This is a genomic window from Azospirillum halopraeferens DSM 3675 (genome assembly GCF_000429625.1).
Classification (GTDB): domain Bacteria; phylum Pseudomonadota; class Alphaproteobacteria; order Azospirillales; family Azospirillaceae; genus Azospirillum; species Azospirillum halopraeferens.
Map to the genome: position 1 here is coordinate 27,814 of NZ_AUCF01000035.1, position 18,818 is coordinate 46,631.

An 18,818-nucleotide genomic window follows, 5' to 3' on the forward strand; every position below is an offset into this window, starting at 1 on the left:
CGCCGTATCAGAACGTCGCCGAGGCGGTCAGCAGGAAGGACCGCCCGGGCTGGTAGAGCGGCGTGACGGTGCCGAACTCCTGCCCGTACGTCGCGCGTTCCGCATAGGTTTCGTTGAACAGGTTGCGCACGTCGGCGCGCAGGGCCAGGTTGGAGAACTGCGGCAGACGGTACTCCACGAACAGGTTCACCACCTCGTAGGCCTTCAGGGGCTGCAGGCCCGGCTGGACGTCGTCGTACTCCAGCACGAACTCCACGTCGGCGCCGAAGGTCAGGTTCCAGGGGCGCACGGTGTGCACCGCTGCCAGGGTGATGATCTGGCCGACCGGCGTGGCGAGATAGGTTCCGACGTCGGAATCGGCGGGCCGGCCGTCGATCTTCACGTCGATGTCCGCGTACCTGGCGCGCACGAAGCCGTCGGCCCAGGCGTAGCCGACGCCGATCTCGTACCCCTTCGATTCCACCTCCCGCGTCTCCGAGGCGGCGGCGGCGGCAAAGCGGGCGGCGCGGGCGTCGTTCAGGTTGGTGCGGAACACCCGGCCTTCGGCGGTGAAGCCCCGGTAGCGCGCCTCCAGCCCGGCGGTCACGTTGTCCGAGGTCACCGGCTTCGGCCCGTCGGCGCCGTAACGCCAGGCGTCGTTCATGATGAAGTTCTCGGCCAGCGGGATGCCGGCCCAGGTGTGCGAATAGCCGGCCTTGGCGGTCAGGAACTCCGGCAAAAGGTCGAAGGCGCCCGACACGTTGTAGCTGACGCCGGAATTGGTCCATTTCTGGCCCGTGGTGCCCTCGAAGGTCTGGCGGTCGCCGCGCAGGCCGAAGGACAGGTGCAGGCGATCCACCGGGTCCAGGCGCGCCTGGGCGTACAGGCCCATGTTGCGCGCCCGCTCGCCCGCCGCGAAGGTCGGGTCGTCGTAGGTGGCCTCGTCGCGGTAGAAGTCGGCGCCCGCGGTGACGGTGCCGAAGCGGCCGATGGTGAAGCGGTTCTCGACCTTGCCGTTGAGGGTCTCGGTCTCGCCGCCGCCCCGGTAGCGGCCGGGCACGGTGGACGGCGCCACCGGACGGGTGAAGATCCAGGTGTCCACATTGGTGCGGCCATAGGCCAGCACCACCCGCGGATCCCACAGGTCGGTCGGTTGGGTGTGGGTGTAGGAGAACACCAGGTTGCGGCGGTCGATGGTGTAGTCGCGCACCCGCGGCTCCCAGGCGGGACGGCCGGCGATGAAGCCGATGTTGGCGCGGAACGGCCGCGAGGCGTCGTCGTAGACCCGCTCGTAGCTGAGCTGGAAGCGGTTGCCGCTGTCGGTCTCCATGGCGACCTTGCCGAGACCGCTGATGAGGTCGGTCTCGGTGCCCGCCACCGTGTCGCCGTTGCCGGCCTTGAACTCGTCGCCCTTGGCGAAGGTGACGTAGCCCAGCGCCTCCAGCCCCTGATGGCGGCCGTAGCCGGCGGCGGAGGTTGTCAGGGTCGGGCCGTTGGAGTTGAAGGTCGACTTCAGGAACGCCCCGACCCCGTCGCCGTCCAGCAGGTCGCGGGCGTCCTTGGTCTCGTACGCGATGGCGCCGGCCAGCGCTCCCGGGCCGGCGTCGGCCGGCGCCACGCCGGCATCGACGCGCACCGTCTTCAGGAAGGCCGGGTCGATCAGCGTCGTGCCGTTGTGATGGAACACCTTGTTGTTCTGCCGGCTGCCATCGATGGTGACGGCGAGGTTGGTCTCCTCCACGCCGTTGACGTAGACCTTCTGCGACATGGGCACGGAGCTGCCGACGCGGATGCCCGGCTCGCCCGCGAACACGCCGGCGATGTCGGTGGGGTTCTTGCGCTCCAGATCGGCCTGCGTGATCGTGGTGGTGGCCACCCCGCCACCGCCGGTACCGGCACCGGCCGTCCCGGCGACGGTGACGGGATCGAGCTGCAGGGCACCGCCCGCACCCGGCGCCGCGGGGGCGGCGACCAGCGTGGCGGTGGCGGGGCCGGTCATGCGGTAGGAGATTCCCGTGCCGCCCAGCAGCAGGTCCAGCGCCCGGTCGGGCGGCATGGTGCCGCTGACCGCCCGCGCCGTGCGCCCGGCGGCGAGGTCGCCGGCATAGCCGATCTGCCAGCCCGTCCGGCGGCTGAAAGCGTCGAGGGCCGCGGGCAGCGGCCCGGCCGGAAGGTCGAACGCCATGGCGGCGGCAGCGGGGGCCTGCTGGGCCAGGGCCGGGGCCGGGGGCAGCACCGCACAGCCCAGCGCGGTCGATGCCAACAACAGCAGAACCGCATGCCGGGCAGCGCCGGTCCGCGAACGCGCCGCAACCTTCGGTACAAAACCCTTCCGGCCGATCATTCGGTGCAACTCCTCTCTCGTGCTGGCCCCGGGGACACCATCGCGGGCGGCTGAGCCCGATCCCCTTTTCGCCAGACGTTCGAGGGCGCACCCCCTCACAAAAAAAGTACGCTTATCCGAGAAGGATCAGTCCACCGGGGAGCACCCGCATCCGCACCCCGGCGATGCCGGCGAGGGAACGCAGGGCGCCGACGGGATCATCGAGCCTGTAGTTGCCGCTGACGCGCGCCCGCTCCACCCGGTCGTCCAGCACCAGGATCAGGCCGGCGTGGTGGTGGCGCAGATCGTCGACGACCGCGGCCAGGGGCCGGTCACGGAAGACGTAGCGCCCCTCCCGCCACGCCAGCAGGACGTCGGGTTCGGCCGCGGCCACCCCCGACAGGCCGCGCGGCGAGGCGGTCACCCGTTCGCCGGGGGTCAGCAGCACCGGGGCGCCGGCGCCCCCCGCCGGGGCGACCGACACCCGCCCGCGCTCCAGCACGATGGCGTCCTGCGCCGCGTCGGAGCGCACGGCGAAGGCGGTGCCGATCACCTCCACGACGCTGTGGCCGGCGGTGACGCGGAACGGCCGCGCCGGATCGGGAACCACGTCGAAGAAGGCTTCCCCCCGGAGCAGCCGGACATCGCGCCGGCCGCCGGCGAAGTCCAGCGCCACCGCCGACGCCGTGTTGAGCAGAAGCCGCGACCCGTCGGGCAGCGTCACCTCGCGCCGGTCGCCCGCCACGGTCATGTGGTCAGCGCGCCAGCGCAGCAGCAGTTCGGGCAGCAGGTGCAGTCCGATGGTGACCAGCAGGACGGCCGCCGCCAGGGAGCCCCACCACACCCGCGCGCGCGGCGCCGGAGCGGGCCGGGCGCGCGGCCGGGCCGGTGCCGGGTCCGGACGCGCCGCCAGGGTAGCGGCCCGGAGTTCCGGCATACCGTTCATCGCCACCAGCCGGTCGAACGCCGCGGCGTGCCGCGGATCGCTGTCCCGCCACGCGCGGAAGGCGGCCAGCGTGGGCGCGTCCGGCGTCCCGTCCAGCAGCGCGACGAACCAGGTGAGCGCCGCGTCCGTGACGGCGTCGGGGTGGCGGTATCCGTCCTCCCCGCCGCCGCGGTCCGCCTCGTTGTTGTCCGCTCCGCTCATGCGCCGCTCTTGTCTTCACGCTCCCTGTCATCTTAGACGTTCGACGGCGCCGGCGACACAAATCCGGTCGGGAGCAGGGAAGTCCGGCGTCTTGACAGGCAAAATCCGAGAATGATAATCACTCGCATACTCACCGCTCCCGAGCCCTGCGCGGCTCCGGCCGCCGGCGCCGCCGGTGCGGGAGGGCCGCCCAGCGACGACAGGCTCGGATATGTCCGCCATTCTGAACGCCATCTACCTGGATCACCGACGCTCGCTGCTCAGCCGCGCCCTGAAGATCGTGCGTGACGTCCAGGCCGCCGAGGATGTGATCCAGGAGAGTTACCTGCGCGCCCACCGCGCCGCCGAACGGGGGCCGATCGACAACGTCGGGGCGTTCCTGCACCGCACCGTGCAGAATCTGGCGCTGGACCACGTCCGCCGGCGCCGCACGCAGGAGCGGTTCGAGGTCAGCCCCGGCGACGCGATGGAGTCCATCCAGGTTGCCAGCGAGACCCCTTCGGCGGAAGAGCATCTCCTCCACCGCGAGCGGCTGGAGCGGTTCCGGGGGGCCATCGACGCCCTGCCCGAACGCGCCCGCCGGGTGTGGGTGCTCAACCGGGTCGAGGGCTGGTCCTACCCGCGCATCGCCGAGCATCTGGGGGTGTCCCGGGGAACGGTGTTCAACGACATGAAGCTGGCCATGGGCCACATGGCCGATGCCCTGGCCCGCGGCGAGCGGGGATGATCGCGGCATTTTTGGGACGACGCCCCGCTCCGGACGTCTGAGGTAGGGGGCCGCCGGCCCCGCCCGGTGCCAACCGCGAGGCCGCTGCCGTGTTGAAGGACTTCTTTAGCTATTACCGCCCGCACAAGCGGCTGTTCCTGGTGGATTTCGGCGGGGCGATCCTGTCGGGCCTGCTGTCGCTGGGCTTCCCCTTCGCGGTGACCGCCTATGTGGACCGGCTGCTGCCCGGCGGCGACTGGGGGCTGATCCTGCTGGCCAGCGTCGGCCTGCTGGCGGTCTATCTGATCAACACCGGGCTGATCGGGGTGGTCACCTACTGGGGCCATGTGCTGGGCATCAACATCGAGACGGAGATGCGCCGCCGCGCCTTCGACCACCTGCAGCGGCTGCCCCTGCGCTTCTTCGACCGGCAGAAGACCGGCCATCTCGTCGCCCGCCTGACCAAGGACCTGGAGGAGATCGGTGAACTGGCCCACCACGGGCCGGAGGACGTGTTCATCGCCGTCATGACCTTCCTCGGCGCGCTCGCCCTGATGCTGGCGGTGCATGTGCCGCTGGCCCTGATGACGCTGCTGATCGTGCCGGTGGTGATGGTGGTGGTGCTGCGCTACGGGCGGGCCATGACGATGAACTGGCATGCCCAGTTCGAGCGGGTCGGCGCCTTCAACGCCCGCATCGAGGAGGTGATCGGCGGTGCCCGCGTGGTGCGCGCCTTCGCCAACGAGGCGCACGAACGCGACCTGTTCGCCGCCGACAACGGCCGCTACAAGCAGGCCAAGCTCAACGGCTACCGCATCATGGCCATGAGCCTGGGCATGAACTACCTGGGCATGCGGCTGGTCCAGGTGGTGATCCTGGTGGCCGGCACCTGGTTCGTCCATCAGGGCGACCTGACGATCGGCGGCTTCGTCGGCTTCCTTCTGTTGATCAACGTGTTCTATCAGCCGCTGGAGCGCATCGCCGCGGTCATCGAGAACTACCCCAAGGGCATCGCCGGCTTCCGCCGCTACCGGGACTTCCTGGCGACGGAGCCGGAGATCGTCGACCGGCCGGACGCCGTCGCGGCGCCGCCGCTGCGCGGCGCCATCGCCTTCGACGGCGTCACCTTCGGCTACGACCCCGGCCGCCCGGTGCTGAAGGACGTGTCCCTGACGATCCGGCCGGGCGAGACCGTGGCCTTCGTCGGCCCGTCGGGCGCCGGCAAGACGACGCTGCTGTCGCTGTTGCCGCGCTTCTACGAGGTGACGCGGGGGCGCATCACCGTCGACGGCCACGATATCCGCGACCTGACGCTGGCGTCGCTGCGCCGGCAGATCGGCATCGTCCAGCAGGACGTGTTCCTGTTCGCCGGGACGCTGCGCGAGAACATCGCCTACGGCCGCCTCGACGCCACCGAGGAGGAGATCCGCGACGCCGCCCGCCGCGCCCGCCTGGACGGGCTGATCGCCGACTGCCCCGACGGCCTGGACACGGTGGTGGGGGAGCGCGGCGTCAAGCTGTCGGGCGGGCAGAAGCAGCGCGTCGCCATCGCCCGCATCTTCCTGAAGAACCCGCCCATCCTGATCCTGGACGAGGCCACCTCGGCGCTCGACACCGAGACGGAGCGGGCCATCCAGGCATCCCTTCAGGAACTCGCCCGCGGCCGCACCTCGCTGATCATCGCCCACCGGCTGGCGACGATCCGCGACGCCGACCGCATCGTCGTCGTCAGCGACGGCGGGATCGCCGCCGAAGGGGCGCACGATGCCCTGCTGCGCGCCGGCGGCCTCTACCGCCGCCTGCACGAGGCTCAGGACCTGGCGCCGCCCCGGCGGCGCGGTGCTTGAATCCGACGCTCGGGCGGGGGATCACCCCGCACGCACGCGGGCCAGGAACCCGTTCACCTCCCTGGTCAGGGAATCGGCCTGGAGAGCCAGGCGGCGGACCGATTCCAGCGCTTCGTAGGCGGCCTTGCCGTTCTGCACCGCGGCGTCGTTGACGCCGCCGATGCTGGTGGACACCTCGCGGGTGCCCTGCGCGGCCTGCTGGACGCTGCGGCTGATCTCACGGGTGGCCGCCCCTTGCTCCTCGACCGCCGAGGCGATGGACGTCGATACCTCGTTGACGCGGCCGATGACGCGGGTGATCTCCTGGATCTCCTGCACCGCTTCGCCGGTCACCGATTGGATGTTGGCGACCTGGGCGGCAATGTCGTCGGTGGCCTTGGCCGTCTGGTTGGCAAGCTGCTTGACCTCGCTGGCCACCACCGCGAAGCCCTTGCCCGCCTCGCCGGCGCGCGCCGCCTCGATGGTGGCGTTCAGCGCCAGGAGATTGGTCTGGCTGGCGATGGAGTTGATCAGTCCGACGACCGCACCGATGCGCTCCACCGCCGTCGCCAGCCCCTCCACCTTGCCGTTGGCGCGCTCGGCGATCACAACCGCCTCTCGGGCGATCTGCGACGACTCGCCGACCTGCCGGCTGATCTCGCCGATGGAGCCGGACAGTTCCTCGGTGGCCGCGGCGACGGTCTGCACGTTGGCGGAGGTCTGTTCCGTGGCGGCGGCGACGGTACCGGCAAGCTGGCCGGTGCGGTCGGCGGCGCGGGTCATCTCCTGCACGCGCAGTTCCATGCCCTCGCTTTCGGAAGCGACGGTGCGGATCACCGCGCCGACGGTCCGCTCGAACCCGTCGGCCATGGCGATCACCGCGTTGTGCTTGTCCTCCTCCGCCCGGCGCGCCTCCTCGGCCCGTTCGGCCTCCAGAAGCACCTTGCTCTCGGCATCGCGCTTGAACACCTCGACCGCTTGCCCCATGGCTCCCAGCTCGTCGCCCCGCGCCGCCTCGGGGAAGGTGACGGACAGGTCGCCCGCGGCCAGGGCCCGCATCTTCGCGGACAGGCTCGCCACCGTCAGGCTGATGTTCCGGCTCACCACGCCCAGCAGCACGATGCCGGGCAGGGCGACGACCGCCACCACGGCCAGCAGCGTCCACAACTGGGTCAGGAAGGCGGCGCGGATGTCGTCGATGAAGACGCCGGTGCCGATGAAGATCCCCCAGGGCTGGAACCCTTTGACATAGGCCAGCTTGACGGCCGTATCGCTGCCGCCCTGCGTGCGCGGCCAGTCGTAGGCGTAGGTTCCCTCCCCCCGGCTGCGGACGATGTCGATCAGGGCCGGGATGATGGGAACGCCGTTGCTGTCTTTGATGCCCGACACGTCCCGGCCCATCAGCTTGTCGCTGGGATGGGCGAAGCCGACGGCGCCGAAGGTGTGGGCGAACAGGTACTCCTCGCCGCTGTAGCGGATGGCCAGCATCGCCTGCTTGAAGCGGGCCTGCGCCTCGTCACGGCTCATACGGCCGGCGGCCGCCTCCGACTCGAAGGCCGCCGCCATGCTGTGCCCCGCCTCGACCATGTGGCGCAAGCTGTCGACCCGGTCCCGGTACATGCGGTCGTAACTCAGGTACAGCCCCGTCGCGACCACCGCGGCGCAGGCGAGACTGGCCAGCAGAACGAGTCCGCCCAGCTTGGCGCGGATGGACAGAGAAAAGGATGGCATCGTGCACCCCCGGGAACATCAAGCAATTGCGCATCCCATAGTATGCTCATGAAGTCGTTTCCGATGCGTTAAAAGATGATGAAAACCGCCGCAAGCTCAACGGCAGACGAGAGCGAAGGAAAGATTGATCAGAAGCCCCGACAGAATCGTTCGGCATCACGGAATATTCGTATACGTTTTGCACCCTTCGTGTCATCGGACCGCCGTTCGGGAGAACCGGGGCACCCTGCGGCGTGTCGCATCGCCCCGCTCCTCCGGATTCCGGGGCGTTTGGCCGCTTTTTCCGGCGGGCGGAATTCCGTTAAGCTGACCACCCCGCGACAAAGGCGCATGCGATGGCGGACACCGACCCGTTCAAACTGAAACGCTACTGGCCCTACCGCCTGCACGTGCTCGCCACCACGGTCAGCCAGACCGTGGCCAGGACCTACGCCGACCGCTTCGAGATCACCATTCCGGAGTGGCGTATCGTCGCGGTGCTCGGCGGGCTGGAGCCGGGCGACACGCCGAGCGCCACCACCATCGCGATGCTGACAGCCATGGACCGTGTCCAGGTCAGCCGGGCCATGGCGCGCATGCTCGACACCGGCCTCATCATCCGGGACACCGGCCGGGAGGACCGCCGCACCGCCCGGGTCAGCCTGACGGCCAAGGGTCGCGCCATCTACGACCGCATCGTGCCGCTGGCCCGCGCCTTCGAGGCCCAGCTCCTCACCGCCCTGGACCCGGCGGAACAGGCGGAGCTGGACCGGCTGGTGACCCGGCTGGAGCAGCGGGCCGAGGCCCTGGCCGCCCTGCCGGGGGACAGCATCGCGGCGCTGATCGACGGCGACTGACCGGAGCCGCCGGTTCTTCCGCCTCAATGATTTCACTTGAAAACGTCTCGTTTGAAACGATACTGTCCGGCAACAATCGAGCCGCCCGGCACGGCGGCCCCGGCGGAGGAACGCATCCATGCTGTCGACCTATTCCTATCCGACGTTTCCCTATGTCCCCGCGCCGGAGCAGCGCACCGGCACGGTGCGCCGCCATCCCGTCGTGGTGGTCGGCGCCGGCCCGGTGGGGCTGACCGCGGCGCTCGATCTGGCGCAGAAGGGGGTGCCCGTCGTCGTCCTTGACGAGGACGACACCGTCAGCATCGGCAGCCGCGCCGTCTGCTACGCCAAGCGCGCGCTGGAGGTGTGGGACCGCCTGGGCGTGGCCCGGCCGATGATCGACAAGGGCGTGGTGTGGAAGATCGGCAAGGTGTTCCACGGCGACCGCGAGGTCTACCGTTTCGACCTGCTGCCCGAGCCGGACCACAAGATCCCGGCCTTCATCAATCTCCAGCAGTATTATCTGGAGGAGTACCTGATCGCCGCCGCCACCGGAACCGGTGCGGCCGACATCCGCTGGAAGTCCCGCGTGCTGTCGGTGAAGCCGCAGGACGACCATGTGGTCCTGCAGGTGGAGACCCCCGACGGCGTCTACGCCATGGAGGCGGACTGGGTGATCGCCTGCGACGGCGCCCGCTCGTCCATCCGCAAGATGCTGGGGCTGGAGTTCATCGGCGAAGTGTTCCAGGACCGCTTCCTCATCGCCGACGTGGTGATGAAGGCCGATTTCCCGGCGGAGCGCTGGTTCTGGTTCGACCCGCCCTTCCACCCCCGCCAGTCGACCCTGCTGCACATGCAGGCCGACAACGTCTGGCGCATCGACTTCCAGCTCGGCTGGAACGCCGACCCGGAGGAGGAGAAGAAGCCGGAGAAGGTGATCCCCCGCCTGAAGGCGATGCTGGGCGAAACCACCGAGTTCGAACTGGAATGGGTCAGTGTCTACACTTTCCAGTGCCGCCGGCTGGAGCGTTTCCGCCACGGCCGCGTCCTGTTCGCCGGTGACAGCGCCCACCAGGTATCGCCGTTCGGGGCGCGCGGCGCCAACTCCGGCGTGCCCGACGCCGACAACCTCGTGTGGAAGCTGAAGCTGGTGCTGGACGGGCTGGCCCCCGACAGCCTGCTCGACACCTATTCGGATGAGCGCGTGGCGGCGGCGAAGGAGAACCTGCTGAACTCCACCCGCTCCACCGACTTCATCACGCCCAAGAGCGCCATGAGCCGCACCTTCCGCGACGCCGTGCTGGGGCTGGCGGCGGACCACCCCTTCGCCCGCGCGCTGGTCAACTCCGGCCGCCTGTCGACGCCGACCACCTACACCGACAGCCCCCTCAACACGCCCGACACCGGGTCCTTCGCCGGCGCCATGGTGCCCGGCGCGCCGGCCACCGACGCCCCGGTGGAGGACGCGGCCCACGACGCCGGCTGGCTGATGGACCATCTGGGCGGCCGGTTCGTCGCCCTGTACTACGCCGGCCCGGACCCGGTGCCGGCGGCCGTGGCCGACTCCATGACGGCACTGGTGGCCGGGCCCCTGCCCTTCGCCTGGCATGTGGTGACCGACCGCCGCCGCGACGCCGGCGCCAACGCGCTGGTGGACGTCAACGGCCGCTTCGCCGAGCGGTATGACGCCACGCCCGGCACCGTCTATCTGGTGCGCCCGGACCAGCACATCGCCGCCCGCCTGCGAGCGTTCGACGTTGCCGCCCTGACCGCCGCCCTCAACCGCGCCGCCGGCCTGTGACCGGCGCCGCCGAAACCCGAAAGGTCCAGCCCATGTCCCGGCTCGTCATCGACAACCGGCTCAGCCGCCCCGACGATTTCTACGAGGCGCTGATCGACACCCACCGCGACCTGACGCCCGAACAGAGCGCCATGGTCAACGCCCGCCTCGTCCTCCTGCTCGCCAACCACATCGGCGACATGGAGGTCCTCGCGGAGGCCATGCGCCGCGCCCGCGAGGGGGTATGAATCGGTAAGGGCGTCAAAACCAACAAAATTAGTGTGCCTTTCGCTCCGCCCGTTCCGCTGCCATAGTCTCAAACTATCGGTAACACTGATGGTGCGGGCGGGCCATGGAACGGGTGGAGCAGGCGACGACGGTTGCGGCGGGCGCGGGAGCCGGCTTTCCCTATGCTGATCGCGTGCGCGAGGTGGCGCCGGCCGAGGTGATCGGCTGGCTGCGGGCGGGCTGGGCGGACATGCGGGCGGCGGGCTGGCTCAGCCCGGCCTACGGGGCGCTGTTCGTAGCGAGCGGCTTCGCCCTGACCGCCGGCCTGTCGCTGTTGGGCATGGCCTACCTGATCGCGCCGCTGATCGGCGGCTTTCTTCTGGTGGCGCCGCTGCTGGCGCTGGGCCTCTACCGCATCTCCAGGGACGTGGAGGAGGGGCGCCGGCCGGGCTTCATGGCGGCGGTCATGGCGTGGCGGGCCAACCCCTACCACATCCTGACGGCCGGGCTGGTCCTCATGCTGTACGTCATGATCTGGACCCGGCTGAACGTGGTCGCCTTCGCCCTGTTCTTCCCGCACGAGGCGATCAACGTCGACCGCATCCTGGCGGCGCTGCTGACCGTCGACGGGCTGGTGTTCGCGGCCTTCGTCACGGCGCTGGGCTTCGCCTTCGCGGCCTTTGCCTTCATCGTCAACGTGACCGCCCTGCCGATGATGCTCGACCGGCCGGTCGACATCTTTGCCGCGTCACTCGTTTCGGCCATCGCCGTGGCGAAGAACCCGCGGACCATGGCGCTGTGGGGCGGGCTGATCGTTCTGGTAACCGGCATCGGCCTGCTCACCGCCTTCATCGGCCTGATCATCGCCCTGCCCCTGATCGGCCACGCGAGCTGGCACGCCTACCGCGCCCTGGTGAAGCGCGACGGCGAGCCCTGAGGGCGCCGCCGCCACCCCCGAGCAACCCGGCCCCACCCTCCCGACCGAAGGTTGGAAGGGTGGGGGCAAAGTGTCAGCCCGGCATCACGCCGTCACGAACCAGCCGTCGTTCACCGCCGACGGCGCCACCCCGAGGAGCGTCAGGGAGTCGCCGCTGCTCAACCGGATGACGGCTGCGCCGTTGGCGGCGGCGTCCACCCCGTAGGTCTGGCCGGCCAGGATCTCGATGCGGTCGCCTTCGCGGGCGTTGAAGTCGGTGACCGTGTCCGCCCCCATGCCGAGGCGCGCGGCGAAGATGTCGGCGCCGGGGCCGCCGGTCAGCTCGTCGTTGCCGCGGCCGCCGAACAGCCAGTCGTTGCCCATGCCGCCATAGAGCACGTCGTCGCCCTGCCCGCCGTGCAGGGTGTCCGCACCCTGGCCGCCGAACAGGGTGTCGTTGCCGCGCTCCCCGAAGATGAGGTCGTTCCCCTGGTTGCCGTACAGGCGGTCGGGGCCGATCCCGCCCATCAGCGTGTCGGCGCCGCCCGCCCCCAGCAGCACGTCGGCGCCGCCGCCGCCGATCAACAGGTTCGGCCCGGCGTCGCCCTGCGGTGCCCAGCGCACGGCGTAGATGGTGCCGCCGGTGTCGTCGCCGATCAGCAGCGACCCGTCGCCGCCGGTGGCCACGGCGGTCGGCCGCCCGTACACCTCGACCGGATCGCCGTCGTTCAGCACGAACCCGGTCGCGAAGGCTTCGTAGCCGTTCTGCGGCACGCCGTTCTGCACGTCCACATGGGCGATCATGAAGCCGCGGGGGGTCTCGGCGTTCCACGAGCCGCGCAGCGCCACGAAGGCGTCGCCCGCATACTCCGCCGGGAACTGGTTGCCGGTGTAGAAGGTGAAGCCGATGGGCGTCGCGTGGGACTGGAACAGCACGTCCGGCACCAGGGTCTGCGCCCGCAGCGCCTCGTTGTCCTGGAAGTTCGGCTGGTCGTTGGGGCCGATGTAGGCGTAGGGCCAGCCATAGAAGCCGCCGGGCTCGATGCGGGTCAGGAAGTCGGGGACCAGCTCGTCGCCCATGGCGTCGCGCTCGACCACCGTGGCCACCAGCCGGCCGGTGGAGGGCTCGATCTCCAGCGCGGCGGGGTTGCGCACGCCGCTGGCGTAGACCCGGGGATCGCTGCCGTCGGCGTCGAACTGCAGGATGGTGGCGCGCGGCAGGGGCTCGACCGCCAGGTTGCTTTCCGACCCGATGCCCACGAAGAAGCTGCGCCCGTCGGCGCTGAAGGCGAGCGAGCGCATGACGTGCCCGCTGTCGGGTCCCAGGGCGCCGGCCGGGGTCAGAGCCTGCGCCGGCCCGGAGGCGGTCAGGTCGCCCGGCGTGTAGGGCACCCGCCAGACATGGCCGACGTCCACCACGTACAGCCCGTCGGGCCGCACCTCCATGGCGTGGGGTCGGTCGAATCCGGTCGCCAGGGTGGAGCGCAGGTCGGCGACGCCGTCGCCGTTGCTGTCGCGCAGCAGCACGATGTCGTTGGCTCCGCCGCGGGTCACCAGCACGTCCCCGTTGGGCGCCACCTCGATCTGGCGCGCCCGCCCCAGCCCCTCGGCAAAGACGTCCACCCGGAAGCCGTCGGGAACCTGCGGCAGAACGCCGGCGGGCCGGTCCACCAGCTCCGGGAAGTTGCGCACGGAGCCGCTGACGACGCCCGGCAAAGCGTTCGGGTCGATGAAGAAGCGATCGCCTGGCTGGTTCATTCCGCTCACCGTCCTTCTCGTCGGCAGCGCCCCCGGTGCGGGGGCGCGTCACCACGCCAAGGGTTCAGGACGCGTCGGAGTTCCTGCGTTCAGCGGGCGTAACCACACCGCCGCGCTTGCGCTGCCCTCCGGAGAGGTGCCGGCGCATCGGGGGGATGACCGGAAGCGGAGCCATAAAAAAATGCCGGCCCCCCGAAGGGAGCCGGCATCCATACCGTTGCGTCGCGCGGACCGCCGATCAGGCGACCCGGCCGCCGGTCGTGGGTCAGGCGGCCTTGCCGCTCTTGGCCACGATCTCGTCGGCGACGTTCTTCGGCACCGGGTCGTAGTGCGAGAACTCCATCGAGTAGGAGCCGCGGCCCGAGGTCATGCCGCGCAGCTCGCCGATGTAGCCGAACATCTCCGACATCGGCACATGGGCCTCGACGGCGAGGTTGGCGCCACGCTCGAGCTGGCCCAGGATGGTGCCGCGGCGGCGGTTGATGTCGCCGATGACGTCGCCCAGGTAGTCCTCGGGGATCACCACCTCGACCTTCATCACCGGCTCCAGCAGGACCGGGCCGGCCAGGCGCATGGCCTCGCGGAAGCACGCCTTGGCGGCGATTTCGAACGTCAGGGCGTTCGAGTCGACGTCGTGGTACTTGCCGTCGATGAGGGTCGCCTTGAAGTCGACCGTCGGGTAGCCGGCCATGACGCCGTCTTCCTTCTGGACGCGCAGGCCCTTGTCGACCGACGGGATGTACTCGCGCGGGACGGTGCCGCCGACGATGTTGTCGACGAAGGCGTAGCCCTCACCGCGCTGCAGCGGCTCGAAGCGGATCTTCACCTCGGCGAACTGGCCCGAACCGCCGGTCTGCTTCTTGTGGGTGTAGGTGTGCTCGACCGCGCGGGTGATCGCCTCGCGGTAGGCCACCTGCGGCCGGCCCATGATGCCTTCCACGCCGAACTCGGTGCGCAGGCGGTCCATGGTGACTTCCAGGTGCAGCTCGCCCATGCCGCGCAGGATGGTCTGGCCGGTGTCCTTGTCGGTCTCGAGCACGAGCGACGGATCGGCGCGGACCATCTTGCCCAGCGACGCGGAGAACTTGTCCTGGTCGGCGCGGTTCTTGGGCTCCACCGACACGCTGATGACGGGGTCGGGGAAGCGCATGCGCTCCAGCACCACCGGCGCGGACGCGTCGCACAGGGTGTCGCCGGTGTCCGTCTCCTGCAGGGAGACGAAGGCGACGATGTCGCCGGCGCGCGCCTCTTCCAGGTCGTTGGTGTCCTTGGCGAACATCTCCACCATGCGGCCGATGCGCTCGCGCTTGCCGCGGGTGGTGTTCAGCACCGAGCTGCCCTTGGTGACGACGCCGGAGTAGACGCGCACGAAGGTCAGCGAGCCGAAGCGGTCGTTGATCACCTTGAACGCCAGGCCGGAGAACGGCTCGTCGTCGGAGGTCTTGCGCTCGCCGTTGGGGTTGCCGTCGGGGTCGACGGTCTTGATCGCCTCGACCTCGACCGGCGACGGCAGGTACCACACCACGGCGTCCAGGAGCTGCTGCACGCCCTTGTTCTTGTACGAGGACCCGCACAGGACCGGCACCAGGGTGCCGCGGATGGTGCCCTTGTGCAGGCACTTGCGCAGGACGTCGGCCGACGGCTCCTCACCGGACTCCAGATACGCCTCCATGGCCGCGTCGTCCTCGACGAGGGCGGAGTCGATCAGCGCCGCGCGCAGGGCCGGCACCTCGGCCAGCATGTCGCGGTCGTTCTGGTTGGTGAAGTTCAGCTTGTCCGCGAGGTCGTCGGTGACCTCCCAGATCTCCCACTTCGCGTCCTTCTCGTCGGAGAACCAGACGTAGGCCTTCATCTCCACGAGGTCGACCATGCCGCGGAAGTCGTCCTCGGAGCCGATCGGCACCTGCAGGACCACCGGGTTGGTGCCCAGGCGATCCTTCATCATCTGGACGCAGCGGCGGAAGTTGGCGCCGGAACGGTCCATCTTGTTGACGTAGCACATGCGCGGGACGTTGTAGTTGTCCGCCAGGCGCCAGTTCGTCTCGGTCTGCGGCTCCACGCCGGCCACGCCGTCGAACACCACCACCGCACCGTCGAGCACGCGGAGCGACCGGTTCACCTCGATGGTGAAGTCGACGTGGCCCGGGGTGTCGATCAGGTTGATCTTCTTGTCCTTCCAGAAGCAGGACACCGCCGCCGACTGGATGGTGATGCCGCGCTTCTGCTCCTGCTCAAGGTAGTCGGTCGTCGTCGACGACTTCAGGTCCTTGGTCTCGTGGACGTCGATGATCGTGTGCTTGCGGCCCGTGTAGTACAGGACACGCTCGGTAGTGGTCGTCTTGCCGGCATCGACGTGGGCGATGATGCCGATGTTGCGAATGTCGCTCAGGGGCGTAGTGCGCGGCATAAAGAACTCCGTGGTGCGGACCGGATCGCGTGCGTGTCGGTTGGCGGCGACGCCAAAATGCTCCTTGGACGCGCGCCATACAAGGGGTGACGGAAAATGTCAAACAACAGTTTTCCGCATCCGCTCACGCGCACGCGCCGGGCGGACTGGGCAGCGTGATAATCGCATCCGCGTCCGCTGTCCAGCGCGACGTGGCATCCCGGCCGCGAATCCCGCCCATACCGGCGATGCGTCGCCGGCATCGGGCGGCGGGCCGCTAATAATGAGGGGGCGGGCGGTCGTCGGCGGGCGACCGCGGGCCGCCGGCCTCCACGGCGGCCAGCCGCTCGGTCAGGCGGCGCACCCGGGCGGTCAGCGCCTCGATGGTGCGCCCCTGCGCGTACAGCACGGCCGACAGCTCCTCGGCCATGCGCTCGTGGTGGGCGAGCCGGCTTTCCAGGTCGATCAGGCGGCTTTCGGCGTCGGTCATCGCTCCCCGTCCCCTTGTGGTCCCGGCTGTGGTCCCGGCGCCGCGCGGCCCGGGCGCGCGGCCAGATAATCCTTCATGAACGCGACGAACCGCGGATCGGCGGCGTAGGCCACATTGATCCGCATGGCCGGCGCCCGGGCCGCCCGCCCCGCCGCGAAGACCGCGCCGGGCGCCAGGAAGATGCCGGCCGCCGCCGCGCGGCGCGTCAGGTCCATCTCGTCGGTGTCCTCCGGCAGCAGCCCCCACAGATAGAGGCCGCCCGCCGGCGGTGCGAAGGGGCGGATGCCCAGCCCCTCCAGGCTGGCCAGCGCCGCCTCGGTCGCCGAGGCGATGCGCCCCTTCAGGCGGCGCAGGTAGCGCAGGTACTGGCCGCTGGCGATCACACCGTAGACGATCCGCTCCAGATAGTCGGAGGTGCTGACGACGGTCAGCATCTTCAGGTCGCACAGCATGCCGATCAGCGGGTCACGGCACGCCACATACCCCACCCGCACGCTGGCCGACAAGGTCTTGGAGAAGGTGCCCACGTAGATCACCCGGTCGAGCTGGTCCAGCGCCGCCAGCCGCGGCGCCGTCGCCGGCAGGATGTCGGCGAAGGGGTCGTCCTCGACGATGTGGAAGCCGTCGCGCGCCGCGCATTGCAGCAGGCGGTGGGCCACCGCCGGGGTGATGGAGCCGCCGGTGGGGTTGTGCGCCAGCGACTGGGTGAAGAAGATCTTGGGCTTCAGCGCCGCCGCCTTGGCCGACAGGTCGTCCAGGTCCGGCCCGTCGGGCAGCCGGCGCACGCCGACGATCTCCACCTTGGCCAGGGTCAGCTTGCCGAACAGGGGGTAATAGCCGGGGCTGTCCACCAGCACGGTGTCGCCCGGCTCCAGCATGCGGCGGGCCACCAGGTCCAGGGCGTGGTTGGCGCCGTGGGTCAGCAGGATCTGGTCGGGCGACGCCTTGATGGACCGCTCCGCCAGGGCCAGGGCGATGCGCTCGCGCAGGGGCAGGTAGCCGCGCGGGTTGCCATAGCCGTGCTCCCCCTCAATGGCGCGCACCGGCATCCGGGCCCGGCTGCGGCCGCCGATCTCCAGCCGCTCCATCCACGATGGCGGCGGCCGCCCGTCGCCCACCCGCACCGCGTAGCTCTGGACGAGCTGCTCACGCAGCAGCGACACCAGGTCCACCGCCTCCGCCACATGGGGGGCGTGCCGCTCCACCGACGGGCGCCGCACCCCGGCGGCGTAGTAGCCGGAGCCCGGCCGGGCCTCCAGATGGCCCAGCGCCACCAGCCGGTCGTAGGCTTCCGCCATGGTGTTCTTGGACACCCCGTACTCCTGCGCCCCGGCGCGCACCGACAGCAGCCGTTCCCCCGGCTTCAGGAGGCCGCCCTCGATCAACTCGACGATCCTGGCGACGATGCCGTCCACGCGCGTCATGGGAACCTCCCCCGGGCGATCCCGCCGCACGCCGTTCCGGCGAACCGTACCGGCGCGGATGGTGGGACAGTATTGCGGATATTCCGGCCAACTGTCCCTTGCACTGTCCCTTTGTAACACGGATGATCGTGCCGTCAATCGCTCGCCGGCGGAGGATCATGTCGGCGCAACCAAACGACAGGAGGGAGACCGCCATGACGTCTATGAACCGCCGCCGGGTATTGAAAGCCGCGGGGATCGGCGCGGCCGCCGCGGCGACCGGAACGGCGCTCGCCGCCCCCGCCCTTGCGCAGGACGGTGTGAGCTGGCGCATGCAGTCCCTGTGGGACGGCGGCACCACGCCGCAGAAGTTCGAGGAACGGTTCGTGGCGCGCGTCGGCGAACTCACCGGGGGCCGCTTCCGGATCGAGCTGTTCTCCGCCGGCCAGCTCGTACCCGCCAACCAGGCGTTCGACGCGGTGCGCGGCGGCGCCTTCCAGATGATGAAGACCTTCGACGGCTACGAGGCGGGCAAGATCCCCTCGCTGGCCTTCACCAGCACCGTCCCCTTCGGCTTCCCCGAAGCGGACCAGTACGAGGCGTGGTTCTACGAGCTGGACGGGCTGGAGCTGGCCCGCCAGGCGTACGCCCCGGCCGGCCTGCACTACATCGCCCCCACCGTCTACGGGCCGGAGCCCATCCACTCCAAGTTCCCCATCCGCACCATCGCCGACATGGCGGGCAAGAAGGGCCGCTTCGTCGGGCTGGCCTCCACCGTCATGGGAGCGCTCGGCGTGTCGGTCACGCCGCTGCCGACGGCCGAGGTCTATTCGGCCCTGGACAAGGGGCTGATCGACTTCGCCGACCGCGGCGACCTCACCGCCAACTTCGAGGCCGGCCTGGCCGAGGTGGCGCGCTACATCGTCCACCCCGGCCCGCACCAGCCGACCACCGCCACCAGCTACGTCGCCAACCGCGCGGCGTACGAGAAGCTGCCGGCCGACTTCAAGGCGGCGCTGTCGGCGGCGGCGCGCGAGACCTCGGCGGCGCTGCGCCAGCACATCCTGGTGGCCGACGGCAAGGCCATCGAGTCCTTCCGCGCCAAGGGCGTGGAGGTGACCTCCCTGGACGAGGCGGACGTGAGGCAGGGCCGCACCCGGGCGCAGGAGGCGTGGCGGGCGGCCACGAAGAACGACGCGCTGGCCACGAAGATCCTCGACGGCCAGACCGCCTTCATGAAGCGCCTGGGGCTGCTGGGCTGACCCCTGCCGCCCTCCCCCGCTCCCGCCCGGCACCGGGCGGGAGCGGACCCGTTGCGACGATCCGGAAC

At 70.2% G+C, this 18,818-nt stretch carries 14 protein-coding genes; 7 read left to right on the forward strand and 7 right to left on the reverse strand.

The window, feature by feature from the left end:
- Positions 1 to 7: 7 nt before the first annotated feature.
- Both G472_RS0122345 and G472_RS0122350 read right to left on the reverse strand, forming a co-directional pair.
- Positions 8 to 2,245, reverse strand: a complete 2,238-nt coding sequence (locus G472_RS0122345; protein WP_245593558.1) for a TonB-dependent receptor — start codon at positions 2,243 to 2,245, stop codon at positions 8 to 10.
- A gap of 190 nt (positions 2,246 to 2,435) precedes the next feature.
- Entirely contained in the window at positions 2,436 to 3,449 is a 1,014-nt protein-coding gene (locus tag G472_RS0122350) for a FecR family protein (RefSeq protein WP_029010150.1), read from the reverse strand.
- 211 nt (positions 3,450 to 3,660) lie between these two features.
- Between G472_RS0122350 and G472_RS0122355 the strand changes: the two genes are divergently transcribed.
- The gene (locus G472_RS0122355) at positions 3,661 to 4,176 is read left to right on the forward strand and encodes an RNA polymerase sigma factor (RefSeq protein ID WP_029010151.1); all 516 of its coding nucleotides are present in this window, start codon (positions 3,661 to 3,663) and stop codon (positions 4,174 to 4,176) included.
- Between the two features lie 89 nt (positions 4,177 to 4,265).
- Positions 4,266 to 6,002: an ABC transporter ATP-binding protein gene (locus G472_RS0122360; RefSeq protein WP_029010152.1), complete on the forward strand. Its 1,737-nt coding sequence runs from the start codon at positions 4,266 to 4,268 to the stop codon at positions 6,000 to 6,002.
- A 21-nt stretch (positions 6,003 to 6,023) separates the two neighbouring features.
- Here G472_RS0122360 and G472_RS0122365 read toward each other — a convergent pair whose 3' ends face one another.
- On the reverse strand, positions 6,024 to 7,712 hold the full coding sequence (locus tag G472_RS0122365) for a methyl-accepting chemotaxis protein (protein ID WP_029010153.1): 1,689 nt from the start codon (positions 7,710 to 7,712) through the stop codon (positions 6,024 to 6,026).
- Between the two features lie 335 nt (positions 7,713 to 8,047).
- Between G472_RS0122365 and G472_RS35005 the strand changes: the two genes are divergently transcribed.
- From G472_RS35005 to G472_RS0122385, 4 genes are all read left to right on the forward strand, one after another.
- The gene (locus tag G472_RS35005) at positions 8,048 to 8,548 is read left to right on the forward strand and encodes a MarR family winged helix-turn-helix transcriptional regulator (protein ID WP_035693439.1); all 501 of its coding nucleotides are present in this window, start codon (positions 8,048 to 8,050) and stop codon (positions 8,546 to 8,548) included.
- A gap of 118 nt (positions 8,549 to 8,666) precedes the next feature.
- On the forward strand, positions 8,667 to 10,328 hold the full coding sequence (locus G472_RS0122375; protein ID WP_029010154.1) for an FAD-dependent oxidoreductase: 1,662 nt from the start codon (positions 8,667 to 8,669) through the stop codon (positions 10,326 to 10,328).
- Between the two features lie 32 nt (positions 10,329 to 10,360).
- On the forward strand, positions 10,361 to 10,555 hold the full coding sequence (locus G472_RS0122380; protein ID WP_029010155.1) for a DUF2783 domain-containing protein: 195 nt from the start codon (positions 10,361 to 10,363) through the stop codon (positions 10,553 to 10,555).
- A 104-nt stretch (positions 10,556 to 10,659) separates the two neighbouring features.
- Positions 10,660 to 11,472 carry a DUF2189 domain-containing protein gene (locus G472_RS0122385; protein ID WP_029010156.1) on the forward strand — a complete coding sequence of 271 codons (813 nt, stop codon included), beginning with the start codon at positions 10,660 to 10,662 and terminating at the stop codon, positions 11,470 to 11,472.
- Between the two features lie 84 nt (positions 11,473 to 11,556).
- On the opposite strand, the gene G472_RS35010 is transcribed toward G472_RS0122385, so the two are convergent.
- From G472_RS35010 to G472_RS35015, 4 genes are all read right to left on the reverse strand, one after another.
- Complete coding sequence (locus tag G472_RS35010) at positions 11,557 to 13,209, reverse strand: PQQ-dependent sugar dehydrogenase (RefSeq protein ID WP_051341149.1); 1,653 nt, start codon at positions 13,207 to 13,209, stop codon at positions 11,557 to 11,559.
- Between the two features lie 265 nt (positions 13,210 to 13,474).
- On the reverse strand, positions 13,475 to 15,616 hold the full coding sequence (gene fusA / locus G472_RS0122395; RefSeq protein ID WP_029010157.1) for an elongation factor G: 2,142 nt from the start codon (positions 15,614 to 15,616) through the stop codon (positions 13,475 to 13,477).
- A gap of 256 nt (positions 15,617 to 15,872) precedes the next feature.
- A complete protein-coding gene (locus tag G472_RS0122400; protein ID WP_029010158.1) occupies positions 15,873 to 16,085 on the reverse strand; it encodes a SlyX family protein in 213 nt (70 codons plus the stop codon).
- Positions 16,082 to 17,509, reverse strand: a complete 1,428-nt coding sequence (locus G472_RS35015) for an aminotransferase-like domain-containing protein (RefSeq protein ID WP_051341150.1) — start codon at positions 17,507 to 17,509, stop codon at positions 16,082 to 16,084. The genes G472_RS0122400 and G472_RS35015 overlap by 4 nt, the downstream gene beginning before the upstream one ends.
- 194 nt (positions 17,510 to 17,703) lie before the next feature.
- Between G472_RS35015 and dctP the strand changes: the two genes are divergently transcribed.
- Positions 17,704 to 18,750, forward strand: a complete 1,047-nt coding sequence (dctP, locus tag G472_RS0122410; RefSeq protein ID WP_029010159.1) for a TRAP transporter substrate-binding protein DctP — start codon at positions 17,704 to 17,706, stop codon at positions 18,748 to 18,750.
- Positions 18,751 to 18,818 lie beyond the last annotated feature (68 nt).